Raw genomic sequence first — 11,625 nt, forward strand, 5'->3', positions numbered from 1 at the left:
ATTTTAAAACAGGGGTAATGTTTGTGTTGCATTACCCCTTTATTAATGTTATAACTGTATTAGTAGAGATAGAACAGTTGCGGATGCGATTTTAAAATAGAAAGGAAGAATGTTATGAAGAAAAAAATAATTGTGCTTATTGTGGCAGCACTATTAGTTGGTGGAGGCTGTTTCGTAGCGTACAAAAAAGGACTGTTTAGGGGCGGTTCAAAGTCTGTAGACAATTCTGCAGAGGTCTATGTTATGACACTTGATGAAATAATGGGGGCTAACAGTAGCTATTCATCAGATGTTTTCATGGGCGTTGTAGAGGGCCAGGAGACTAGCAGTGTAACTAAGAGTACAGAAAGAGAATTGGATACTATCTTTGTATCAGAGGGAGATACAGTTGAAAAAGGTACACCTCTATTCTCATATAAGATAGATAATCTAGAGGCAGAAAATGTACAGTACGGATTTGATATTGAAGGCTATAATCTTTCAATCCAAGAGTGCAATGATGATATTGCTAAAAAGCAAAAAGAGCTTGATAAGATAACAGGGGATACAGACGAGGATAAGGACAAAAAAGAGGCCCTTGCCAACGAGATTGCAGGCCTTAATACGGATATCAAAATTGCCCAGAACAGTATAGATCAGACTAATGCCAAAATTGAGGAGAATAATAGAAAAATCAACAATTCTGTTGTCAAATCTTCCGTTTCTGGAGTAGTTACCAAAATTGCAGATGACACTAATCCATACACCACAGATGGTTCCTTTATAACTATCCTTGGTGCTAGTGAGATGCGCATAAAGGGCCAGATTAATGAGCAGAATGTGTGGGCTATTAATGTGGATGAGCCTGTTACACTTAGATCTCGTGTAGATGCATCCCAGACATGGACTGGTACTATTACCAAGATAGATACAGAGTCAAAGCAGGAAAATACTGATTCAATGTATTCATACGGTGGAAGTAGCGAGAATTCATCTACAAAATATCCATTCTATGTCACTCTTGATGATTCAGAAGGATTGATGATGGGACAGCATGTTTACATCGAATTAGGAAAGACTGATGCACCTGAAATGGATTTCTCTGATGGAACATACATCTATGATTATTACATTTCCTATGAAGAAGATGGTACACCTTTCCTTTGGGTAGAAGATGGCAATAGACTTGCAAAACAGACTATAGAGCTTGGCGATTACTATGAGGAGCAGATGGTATATGCAGTAAGTGGTATTGATAAAGATACTAAAATTGCATATCCAATGGATGATTACAAAGAAGGAATGAAAACCGTCAGTGGACAAGAGGTGCAGCCATGATAGTAAAGTTGGAGAATATTTTTAAGGTGTATGGTGAATCTGGAACAGAGACATCGGTGCCAGCTTTAAATGACGTAAGTCTCACTGTTGATAAGGGAGAATACGTTGCAATTATGGGACCCTCTGGATCAGGCAAGAGTACACTTATGAACGTTATCGGATGTTTGGACAAGCCTACATCTGGAAAATATATATTTGAGGATAAGGATGTGCTGAAGCTTAAGGATAGACAGATGTCTGACCTTAGACTTAATTCTATCGGATTTGTTTTCCAAAGTTTTTATCTTATGAATGAGGAAAACGCTATTGAGAATGTGGCACTTCCCCTTAGCTATGCTGGAGTTCCTAAAAAGGAAAGAGAAAAAAGAGCTATAGATGCCCTGACAAGAGTTGGGCTTGCTGATAGAGTGAAATTTAGACCGGATCAGCTCTCTGGTGGACAAAAACAGCGTGTTGCCATAGCAAGAGCCATTGTAAATAATCCTAAGGTACTGCTTGCGGATGAGCCAACAGGTGCCCTGGATCAAAAGAGCGGTGCAGCTATTATGGACCTTTTTCAGAAGCTAAATGACGAGGGTACTACAATTATCATGATTACTCATGATGCAAATATAGCTAGCCACGCTAAAAAGACATATAGAATAGTAGATGGTCGACTTTATGATGGACTAGAACAGGAGGTGGATGATGAAAAAGATAATTAAGCCACTGATTGTTATAGTTGTCATTGCTGGTCTTGTGGTTGGCGGTTTATATGGCTACTTTAGATATAATCGAGGTAAGAAAATAGCACAGGTTGTTTCCCTTACCACCTATGGAATGGATGGCTATTGGGGTGATTCCATTGAAAGCTATGGAACTGTCACTGCTGAGAAATCACAGACTACATATTTAGCATCTGGTACAGAGGTCCTCAGTGTTAATTTCGCTGAGGGAGACCATGTTGAGGCGGGAGATGTTCTCCTTACAGTAAAGAAGGAATCTCAGAATATCAGAGGTAAGGAGCTTGAGGTTGAAAAAGCTCAGCAGATTTACAATGCAAATACCACTAGATTGGAAAGACTTGAGAATACAACGCCTATTCCTGAGCATATTGCATCTCAGGCAGATACTAGAGATGTAACTTATGTAATGGAAAAAACATATTATGCAAAGAGTGATTGGAATGGCTATTCTTCTGGTGACATAGTTTTTGAATGTTCATATATGTATAATGGCGAGGAAGTATATAGATCTTATTATTCTCATGAAGATCAAAAGCATCCTTTGAACGAAGATGATGATGCAGAGGTTATAGAATCTATAAAATCTGCATTGGATGAAATAGAAGATTTGGAAGCAGTATTTGAAGTAAAAGAATACGAGGTTACAGAGGAGATAACTGTAGGTAACTGGTATTACGATACATCAAACGGCAATATTATCGGTCACGAGGGTATAGGACCTCATGGTGAGATTCGCGAAGAGTACATTGAACCAAAGGGCTATACACCAACTCAGCTGGAAGAGGCAATTGAGCAGACTAAAAAGGACTTAGCCAGAGCTGAGCTTGATCTTAGAATCAAGGCTAATCAGCTTGAGGAGATGAAAAATACCAATGAAAATGGCGAGATGATTGCCAAGGTATCTGGAACAGTTTCTAAGGTACAGAGTGCTGACAACTATAATAGCACCCAGCCATTTATGATTGTATCTGCAACAGATGAGTATTTTATCTCTGGAACTATTGGCGAGTTCTATCTTGGCAACGTCCATGTAGGTGATAAGGTATCTGTAATGTCTTGGGATAATGGAATGACAGCTGATGCAGTGATTACAGATATCAGTGACAGTCCTGACACATCAGAAGAGAACAACTACTACATGGGTGGCGGCAATACTAATGTGAGCAACTACGTATTTAAAGCCAGCTTTGATAGAAGTAGTGGTATTGAAATTGGCGCAGCCGTAGATATTACAATTTCACCAGATAATGTGGAAGCCGGCGGTATGTATATACCAAATTTCTTTATTAGAAAAGATTCCGGTGGAAATTATGTTATGAGAATGAATGAAAAAAACAGACTTGAAAAGGTATATGTAAGAATTGGCAAGTCACTTTGGGGCGAGATGCTTGAAGTAAAGTCTGGAATTACAATGGATGATTGTCTTGCATTTCCTTATGGCAATGGTGCAATAGAGGGAATCAAATGCAAGAAAGTTGAATCGCTTGATTATTAAGGGAGGACCTATGTTTGAGAATTTAAGATTAGCATTCCGAGGAATCTGGACTCACAAGCTTAGATCATTCCTTACAATGCTAGGTATTATTATTGGTATTGCTGCTATTATCGCTATTGTATCTACTATCGAGGGTACTAATCAGCAAATCAAGCAGAATCTTATTGGCTCAGGCTCTAATACAGTAGATATTCAACTGTATGAGAATGATTGGCCAATTGATTTAAGCTATAGTGAGGCACCTTTCGGTGTTCCACAGATTTCAGATGAGATTCTAAAGGAGATTAAGGATCTTGATGAAGTGAAATCTGCAAGTAAATATACTAGCAGACAGATATATGATGGTGTTTACTATCTTAATAATTCCATGAGTGGCGGTTATGTAAAGGGTGTCGAGACTGACTATTTTGAGACTGCAAATATGACCGTTAAATCAGGAAGATTGTTTACAGATGCAGAGGTAAAAGACTATAAAAAGGTCTGCATTGTTGATGATGGAATTATTTCAGGTGTTCTTCAAAATGAGGACCCTATTGGAAAGATTTTGGAAATTGGCGGCGACTCTTATGTAATTGTGGGAGTTGTGGCATCTCGTTCTACATTTGAGCCAGTAATCAATTCGATTACTGATTATCAGACATACGCTCAGGACGAATCGGGAACAGTTTACATTCCAATTACTGACTGGCCAATCAGTTACAAATATGATGAGCCAGAAAATGTTTTGGTTAGAGCTAAATCCACTGATGATATGACAGCAGCAGGAAAGAAGACTGCAGATATTCTAAATGGTAATATTCATCCAGACAGTGATGCTATTAAGTATCAGTCAAAGGATTTATTAGAGCAGGCTCAGCAGCTTCAGCAGCTGGCATCATCTACCAATTCAATGCTTATTTGGATTGCTGCAATATCACTGTTAGTAGGTGGTATTGGCGTTATGAATATTATGCTTGTTTCAGTTACAGAGCGTACTGCAGAAATAGGTCTTAAGAAAGCTATCGGTGCCAGAAAAGGCAAGATTATGGCACAGTTTTTAACTGAGGCAGCAGTGCTTACATCTATGGGCGGTGTGCTAGGCGTAGCTTCAGGTATTGGACTTGCCCAGATTATATCAATGATGAGTGGAACTCCAGTAGCAATCTCTTGGCCTGCAGCCTTTATAGCAGTTGCTTTTTCCATGGTTATTGGTATAGTATTTGGTATATTACCAAGTCATCAGGCGGCTAATCTTAATCCTATTGATGCCTTGAGGACTAACTAGGAGGCTATATGAGCAAATTCGTTTCATGGAATGTGAATGGACTTAGAGCTGTTGTTGGAAAGGGTTTTTGGGATTTCTTTGATAGCATAGATGCAGATATTATTGGTCTGCAGGAGATTAAACTGTCAGAGGGACAGTTTGATGAGACAAGAGAAGGCTATCATGTCTACTGGAATTATGCTGAGAAGAAAGGATATTCCGGCACTGCAATATTTACAAAAAAGGAGCCAATATCAGTAAGTTACGGTATTGGAATAGAAGAACATGACCATGAGGGAAGAGTAATTACCCTTGAATTTGAGGATTTCTACTTTATTACTTGCTACACTCCAAACTCTCAAAATGAGCTAAAGCGTCTTGATTATCGCATGACTTGGGAGGATGATTTCAGAGCATATCTTAAGAAGCTTAACGAGAAAAAAGGTGTTATTTTATGTGGCGATTTAAATGTTGCCCACGAAGAAATTGATATTAAAAATCCTAAGACTAATCGTAGAAATGCAGGCTTTACTGATGAAGAGCGCCAGAAGATGACTCAGCTTTTGTCAGAGGGATTCATAGATAGCTTTAGATATTTCTATCCAGATCAGGCAGATATCTATTCTTGGTGGTCATATCGCTTTAAGGCCAGAGAGAAAAATGCTGGATGGCGTATTGATTATTTCATAGTATCAGAAGACCTTAAAGATAGAATGAAGGATGCCAAGATTCACACTGATGTATTTGGCTCAGATCATTGTCCAATTGAGTTAGATTTTGAATAATAATTATTATTTGCCCGAAAAATATGATATTTTTCTAGATGTATGTTATTATTTAAAAAGTAAAGATAGTTGGAGGTGGGAGAAATGGCAGATAATGGCAAAGAAGCAACATTTGTTGTACGTGTAAATAAATGTGAAAATGGAAGTTGGCAGGGACAGGTTACATGGGCAGACAGAGATGAAAAGCTTAACTTCCGCAGCGCTATAGAGCTTGTATCTATAATGGATGGAGCACTTAATAGCGAGGACAAATAAATAACAATATGGGCTCTCCTCATTTGAGGAGAGCTTTTTTATTTTTAGATTGCATTTTTCTGTAAAAAAATATAAGGATATACACATTTTGTAGTTTTTTTATATGGTCTAGTGCATAATAGTTGCAAATTTATGGAATATGGGGGCATAATTTATGATTTTAACAGTTACTTTAAATGCAGCTATTGATAAGCGCTATGTGGTAGAAAACTTTGAAGAAGGCGAAGTAAATAGGGTATTAGAATGCGAATATGTACCTGGAGGAAAGGGCCTTAATGTTTCAAAACCACTTGCTATTGCAGGGGCAGATGTAGTTGCTACCGGTTTTGTAGGAGGATATGCAGGAGACTATATATGTTCTAGACTTTCTGATTATGGAGTAAAGGATGGCTTCTATAAAGTTAAGGCGGAGAGCCGTTCTTGCATAAATATATGGGATACAAAAAAGAAAAAGCAGACTGAGTTTTTGGAACCAGGATTTGTGATTGATGAGAATGATTGGAATGGATTTGAGGAAAAGTTTAAGACACTTGCCAAGGATTCAGATATCATTACCATATCAGGCAGTGTTCCAAAGGGCTTGGATTCTAATAGTTATAGAAGGCTTATAGCAATAGGAAAAAAACTTGGTAAAAAGGTGATTTTGGATACTAGTGGAAAGCTTCTCATAGAAGCAGTTGAAGAGATTCCATTTATGATAAAGCCTAATATTGATGAGATTGCTATGCTCACTGGAAGAAAAATTTCAGTAGATGAGGAAGGCTTTTTTGAAGAGGTAATAGCTGCAGCAAAACAAATACAAGATAAGGGTGTTGAGATTGTAGTTGTTTCTCTTGGGGCAGATGGGTCTTTGATGGTATGTGATGATGGAGTCTATAGAGGAATAGTACCTAAGATAGATGCCGTAAACACGGTGGGCTGTGGGGATTCTATGATTGCAGGATTTGCGCTTTCATTTTCTCAGGGCCTTACCTTTACAGAAGCGTTAAAAAAAGCCAGCGCAATCTCCGCTGCATCGGCGATGACAGAGGAGACCGGCCGGTTTAACTTGTCTGATATGGAAAAACTTATTAATCAAATAACAATTGAAAAGATAGGCTAAATTGTTATTCTTCAAGCTCTTCTGAGGATGTAGAATACTCAGGAGAGAGATATGTAAACATTACTACGTTGTAATCTGATGTGACTATAGCTGCCAACTCAATGTTGCCACTATCTAGACGCCAAATGTCTGCTAGGTTGGTAACAGTGTTGGTGGCTTCTTTTGTCTTACCGAGACTATTTTGAAGCTGCTTGTGTAAGTCGTTGTAGATATCTGTGATTTCCTCGCCATCCTCACTAAAGTATGCCCAAGTCATGTTGGTCATATGTCCGTCTTCATCGAAGGCGTATTGAACATTTCCCTGTAAGTCTAAATAATCAGATGAATAATTGTATGCGTTGCCGTAATAAGATTCTTTCTCGGAATCTGGCTCGCCTAATTCCTTAATCATATCATCATATGTAGTGTCAAAGTTAAAAGTAGTGAATGGAGGATCGGAAATTAAATCTTTTCCGCAGGCAACAAAGCCCATAAAAGTAATAGCAAGAATTGAAATTGATGTGATAATTTTTTTAGCATTCATTTTAGTGCCCCCCATTAAGCATTTCGATAGTTACGCTATCATTTTCTATTTATTATAACAGTTAATAGCTAAAGGTGTATTGTAAATTTAAAAATAATAGAATTTTTTTGTAAATAGAATTTGATAAATGAATTGTGATTGACATAGAAAAAATCTATTGTGAGCTGACTGATTTTTATATTTTACCTATAGATTCAGTAGGTCTATACTTTTTGTAAATTAAAAAAGAAAGGGTAAAGAAATGAAAACAGCAGTAGTAGGGTTTCCAAGAATTGGAAAGGATAGAGAGTTAAAGTTTGCAACAGAAAAATATTTTAGAAGTGAGATTGGGGAATCTGACTTATATAATGTGGCAAATACATGGAAGCATTTTAATATAACTAGTCAGAAAGAGGCAGGGATAGATTTTATTGCCTCAAATGATTTCTCTTTTTATGATAATGTGCTTGATACAGCAGTTTTATTTAATGTTATTCCAAAGAGATATAAGGCATTAGGATTATCAAATCTTGATACATATTTTTCAATGGCAAGAGGATATCAGGGGGATAAAGGCAATGTAAAAGCTCTTGCTATGAAAAAATGGTTTAATACTAATTATCATTATATTGTTCCAGAAATTGAGGATGATACAAAAATTGAGTTGATAGGAACAAAGCTTTTTGATGAATATGATGCTGCCAAGGCCTCTGGAATTGAGACAAAACCTGTGGTTGTTGGACCATTTACATTTTTAAAATTGGCTAGATATACAGGTGAGAAGAAAGCAGAGGATTTCGTTGATGATCTTACTGAAGAATATGTAAAGCTTATCAAGAAATTAGATGATAGATTAACTCACTGGTTACAGATTGATGAGCCATATTTGGTAATGGATTTGACCTTTGAGGATAAGGCATTATTTAAACGTATATACGATAAGATTACTGCTGCAAGTGGCGGCGTGAGACTTCTTCTTCAGACATATTTTGGCGATTTAAGAGATATATATGATCAGCTAATTCAGTATGATTTCGATGGAATCGGATTAGATTTTGTGGAAGGAAAAAAGACACTTGATTTAGTGGAGACTTTTGGATTTCCAAAGAATAAATATTTATTTGCAGGTGTAGTTAACGGCAAAAATATTTGGAGAAATAACTATGAGAATTCTCTTCAAATAATTGAAAAGCTTAAAAGCAAAACAAATGCTAAAATAGTTGTTTCTACTTCATGTTCTTTGCTTCATGTGCCATATACACTTGAAAGCGAAACAGATTTACCAGAAGAATTTAAAAAGCATTTCTCTTTTGCACTTGAAAAGCTTTCAGAACTTAAGGAACTTTCAGTTTTGGCTGAGGGTGAGGGAAATAGTGACATCCTTGAGCGAAATAAATCATTATTTACAGGCAGAATTAATAGTGTTGATGAGGCGGTTAAAGAGAGAGTGGCAAATATTAAGGAGTCTGATTATAGAAGAGTTCCTGATTTTGACAAAAGGGCAGCTGCTCAGAGTGAATGCTTGAATTTACCACTTTTCCCAACAACTACAATTGGCTCTTTCCCTCAGACAGAGGATGTGAGACGTACAAGACAGCTATTTAGAAAGGGCAAAGTAGCAAAGGAAGAGTATGTAGAGTTTAATAAAAACAAGATTGCGGATTGCATTAAACTCCAAGAAGAAATAGGCCTTGATGTTTTGGTTCATGGTGAGTATGAGCGAAACGATATGGTGGAATATTTTGGTGAACACTTAGAGGGCTATCTTTTTACAAAAAAAGCATGGGTACAGTCCTATGGAACTAGATGCGTTAAGCCGCCAGTAATATGGGGAGATGTATCAAGAAAAAGTCCTATTACAGTAGAATGGGCTAAGTTCGCATCAAGCTGTACTGATAAGCCAGTGAAGGGAATGCTTACAGGACCTGTAACTATATTTAACTGGTCATTCCCTAGAGAAGATATTTCTGTCAAGGAAAGCATGCTTCAGATTGCTCTTGCAATTCGTGATGAGGTACTTGATTTAGAGGCCAATGGAATAGGAATTATTCAGATTGATGAGGCAGCTTTAAGAGAAAAGTTACCTCTCAGAAAATCTGACTGGTATAAGGAATATTTGGATTTTGCTATTCCAGCATTTAGACTTGTGGCAAGCGGTGTAAAGGAGACAACTCAGATACACACACATATGTGTTATAGTGAGTTTACAGATATTATTCCTGCTATAGATGCTATGGATGCAGATGTAATTACTTTTGAAGCATCACGTTCTGATTTGCAGATTCTTGATTCTCTCAAGGAAAATCATTTTAGAACGGCTGTTGGCCCTGGTGTTTACGATATTCATAGTCCAAGAATTCCTTCAGTAGATGAGATAGTAGCTGGAGTAGATAAGATGCTTAAAAGAGTAGATGATAAAAAGCTATGGATAAATCCTGATTGCGGACTTAAGACAAGAGGAGAGACAGAGACTAAAGCGAGTCTTATAAATCTTGTAAAGGCAGCAAATGAACTTAGAGATAAATACTGCTGTTAAATTATTAAAGGTCACCTCAAAATGAGGTGACCTTTTTGGTTATGCTAGCATCTAATTGTTTATGAGACTTCGTAATTGATTATATTTCCTGTTTCGATTTCGATATCGTAACTATATTGATATCTTCCCACTATGAAGAGGACTTCATATATGCCTCTGCCATCAATATAATCTTTTGTAACTTTTGAATATCTCAAATCATCTTTTGTGTAGCTGGCATCAGCTAGTGCAATTTCAAGTGCATCATCCTCTGTTATACTGCTTGTAGTAGATGATGGATTTGTATCATCAAGTGATTCTCTAGGGTTTTCTTCTGCGTGAATTGATTCTAATTCCACTTCAGAAGAAACAATATCACCTGTTACACTTATTTCATAGCTGTATTCAGTTGTTCCGTAGTAGAAGACAATCTCGTATTGTTTTACCCCTAAGACGTATTCAGTTTTTGCTTTTGCAATTGTTACATCATTTTCTTCCAATCCGGCATCTTTTAGAGCTATTTCTCTGGCATCTGCCAAAGTGATTTTACTAGCGGCATAGACGGTATTGAAAGGAATGAAAGAAAAGATTGCAAGGAACAGTATAAGCGATAATGCTGCTGCCGATATTCTTTTTTTCATATCTCAACCCTCCTTTAAACTTATTGCAAGTAATTAAGTATGCCTCGCTCTATATTTAAAGTAGCACATAAGTGTTAAGGAAGTGTAAAAGAAATGTGAATTGAAACATCCCTATAACCCTCAAGCTGAAAAGGAGCGTTTCATAAACTGCTTTGGCGTAATGTTTTTGTATTTATTAAATGTCTTAATAAAGTAGCTTTCATCGTTAAAACCGCAGGAAATAGCAACTTCTCTGATTGAAATATCCTTTGTAGAAAGCATTTCACAAGCACATTCCACTCTATAGTAATTTAAATAGTCTATAGGAGTTCTGTCAGTCATAGATTTAAAATAGCGGCAAAAATATTTTGGATTCATGCCAGCTATATGGGCTAAATGGTCCAAAGTTATATTGTTGGAATAGTTTTCTGAGATGTAAGATAGGACCTCTTTGACGGAGTTTAGCCTCTCAAGAGTAACATTATCTAGAGGATTTTTGGTGTAGATTTCGTTTCTGATAATTTCTCCGAATAAAATGTACAAATATCCCTGAACATTGAATTCATAGCCAGTCTGTTTTCTAGCAAGGGTGTTACATAGGTCTTGCACGATTGCAGAGATAATATGATTGTTTTTGGAAAGATAAGTGTTGATTCTGATTCGATGATTGATAATGTCCTGAACAGTTTTGCTGCAGGCATTATTATTCTTAAGCAATATCTTCAAATCGAAAACAATACAGTCGTACCAACAGTCAGTTGGTGTGCCCCCATGTAGCATTCCATCAGAAATGAACACCACGTCGCCTTCGTGGTAGGTTTCAGTTTTGTCGTCTAGTGTGAGATTAAAGGAACCCTTTCTGATATAGACAATTTCATAGTTAGTGTGCCAATGATAGGTCATAAGGTATCTTGGCGTGTGTGGATTCTCATGATAATGAGCGATCGGAAAGTTAAAAGTGCCGTGCTGGCGATGTTCTTGATAATCGATATACTTCATAATTATTCCCCCAAATATAAAAAGTGAATATCGTTATATTTTTATTCAGTATATCACTTTTTATGGA

At 37.0% G+C, this 11,625-nt stretch carries 11 protein-coding genes; 8 read left to right on the plus strand and 3 right to left on the minus strand.

Annotation, left to right across the window (positions count from 1 at the left end; all coding sequences use genetic code 11):
- Positions 1-114 precede the first annotated feature (114 nt).
- The 7 genes from F0Q01_RS03160 to pfkB all read left to right on the plus strand — a co-directional run bounded on the left by F0Q01_RS03160 (position 115) and on the right by pfkB (position 6,922).
- The gene (locus F0Q01_RS03160) at positions 115-1,317 is read left to right on the plus strand and encodes an efflux RND transporter periplasmic adaptor subunit (protein ID WP_090486149.1); all 1,203 of its coding nucleotides are present in this window, start codon (positions 115-117) and stop codon (positions 1,315-1,317) included.
- Positions 1,314-2,021 carry an ABC transporter ATP-binding protein gene (locus F0Q01_RS03165; RefSeq protein ID WP_090486154.1) on the plus strand — a complete coding sequence of 236 codons (708 nt, stop codon included), beginning with the start codon at positions 1,314-1,316 and terminating at the stop codon, positions 2,019-2,021. Before F0Q01_RS03160 ends, F0Q01_RS03165 begins: the two co-directional genes overlap by 4 nt.
- The gene (locus F0Q01_RS03170; RefSeq protein ID WP_090486157.1) at positions 2,005-3,537 is read left to right on the plus strand and encodes an efflux RND transporter periplasmic adaptor subunit; all 1,533 of its coding nucleotides are present in this window, start codon (positions 2,005-2,007) and stop codon (positions 3,535-3,537) included. Before F0Q01_RS03165 ends, F0Q01_RS03170 begins: the two co-directional genes overlap by 17 nt.
- A 10-nt stretch (positions 3,538-3,547) precedes the next feature.
- On the plus strand, positions 3,548-4,801 hold the full coding sequence (locus F0Q01_RS03175; RefSeq protein ID WP_090150426.1) for an ABC transporter permease: 1,254 nt from the start codon (positions 3,548-3,550) through the stop codon (positions 4,799-4,801).
- A gap of 8 nt (positions 4,802-4,809) precedes the next feature.
- Positions 4,810-5,565 (plus strand): exodeoxyribonuclease III, encoded by a 756-nt coding sequence (locus F0Q01_RS03180; protein WP_090150430.1) that lies wholly within the window; start codon positions 4,810-4,812, stop codon positions 5,563-5,565.
- A gap of 84 nt (positions 5,566-5,649) precedes the next feature.
- Positions 5,650-5,820 (plus strand): hypothetical protein, encoded by a 171-nt coding sequence (locus F0Q01_RS13770; protein WP_176753657.1) that lies wholly within the window; start codon positions 5,650-5,652, stop codon positions 5,818-5,820.
- A 154-nt stretch (positions 5,821-5,974) separates the two neighbouring features.
- Positions 5,975-6,922 carry a 1-phosphofructokinase gene (gene pfkB / locus F0Q01_RS03185; RefSeq protein WP_090486160.1) on the plus strand — a complete coding sequence of 316 codons (948 nt, stop codon included), beginning with the start codon at positions 5,975-5,977 and terminating at the stop codon, positions 6,920-6,922.
- 4 nt (positions 6,923-6,926) lie between these two features.
- Here the strand turns inward: pfkB and F0Q01_RS03190 are convergent, their stop codons facing one another.
- Positions 6,927-7,445 carry a hypothetical protein gene (locus F0Q01_RS03190; protein ID WP_090486164.1) on the minus strand — a complete coding sequence of 173 codons (519 nt, stop codon included), beginning with the start codon at positions 7,443-7,445 and terminating at the stop codon, positions 6,927-6,929.
- Between the two features lie 241 nt (positions 7,446-7,686).
- On the opposite strand from F0Q01_RS03190, the gene metE reads away from it, so the two are divergent.
- Entirely contained in the window at positions 7,687-9,960 is a 2,274-nt protein-coding gene (gene metE / locus F0Q01_RS03195) for a 5-methyltetrahydropteroyltriglutamate--homocysteine S-methyltransferase (RefSeq protein WP_090486167.1), read from the plus strand.
- A gap of 59 nt (positions 9,961-10,019) precedes the next feature.
- Here the strand turns inward: metE and F0Q01_RS03200 are convergent, their stop codons facing one another.
- Positions 10,020-10,580 carry a PepSY domain-containing protein gene (locus F0Q01_RS03200; RefSeq protein WP_090486169.1) on the minus strand — a complete coding sequence of 187 codons (561 nt, stop codon included), beginning with the start codon at positions 10,578-10,580 and terminating at the stop codon, positions 10,020-10,022.
- 120 nt (positions 10,581-10,700) lie between these two features.
- Positions 10,701-11,558: an AraC family transcriptional regulator gene (locus F0Q01_RS03205; RefSeq protein ID WP_090150446.1), complete on the minus strand. Its 858-nt coding sequence runs from the start codon at positions 11,556-11,558 to the stop codon at positions 10,701-10,703.
- Positions 11,559-11,625: the final 67 nt, after the last annotated feature.

The organism is Pseudobutyrivibrio xylanivorans, assembly GCF_010906925.1.
GTDB lineage: Bacteria > Bacillota > Clostridia > Lachnospirales > Lachnospiraceae > Pseudobutyrivibrio.

Bases quoted from the DNA above. Each gene is read 5' to 3' on its own strand.
- F0Q01_RS03160 (WP_090486149.1), top strand. From the start codon at position 115: ATGAAGAAAAAAATAATTGTGCTTATTGTGGCAGCACTATTAGTTGGT.
- F0Q01_RS03165 (WP_090486154.1), top strand. From the start codon at position 1,314: ATGATAGTAAAGTTGGAGAATATTTTTAAGGTGTATGGTGAATCTGGA.
- F0Q01_RS03170 (WP_090486157.1), top strand. From the start codon at position 2,005: ATGAAAAAGATAATTAAGCCACTGATTGTTATAGTTGTCATTGCTGGT.
- F0Q01_RS03175 (WP_090150426.1), top strand. From the start codon at position 3,548: ATGTTTGAGAATTTAAGATTAGCATTCCGAGGAATCTGGACTCACAAG.
- F0Q01_RS03180 (WP_090150430.1), top strand. From the start codon at position 4,810: ATGAGCAAATTCGTTTCATGGAATGTGAATGGACTTAGAGCTGTTGTT.
- F0Q01_RS13770 (WP_176753657.1), top strand. From the start codon at position 5,650: ATGGCAGATAATGGCAAAGAAGCAACATTTGTTGTACGTGTAAATAAA.
- pfkB (WP_090486160.1), top strand. From the start codon at position 5,975: ATGATTTTAACAGTTACTTTAAATGCAGCTATTGATAAGCGCTATGTG.
- F0Q01_RS03190 (WP_090486164.1), bottom strand. From the start codon at position 7,445: ATGAATGCTAAAAAAATTATCACATCAATTTCAATTCTTGCTATTACT.
- metE (WP_090486167.1), top strand. From the start codon at position 7,687: ATGAAAACAGCAGTAGTAGGGTTTCCAAGAATTGGAAAGGATAGAGAG.
- F0Q01_RS03200 (WP_090486169.1), bottom strand. From the start codon at position 10,580: ATGAAAAAAAGAATATCGGCAGCAGCATTATCGCTTATACTGTTCCTT.
- F0Q01_RS03205 (WP_090150446.1), bottom strand. From the start codon at position 11,558: ATGAAGTATATCGATTATCAAGAACATCGCCAGCACGGCACTTTTAAC.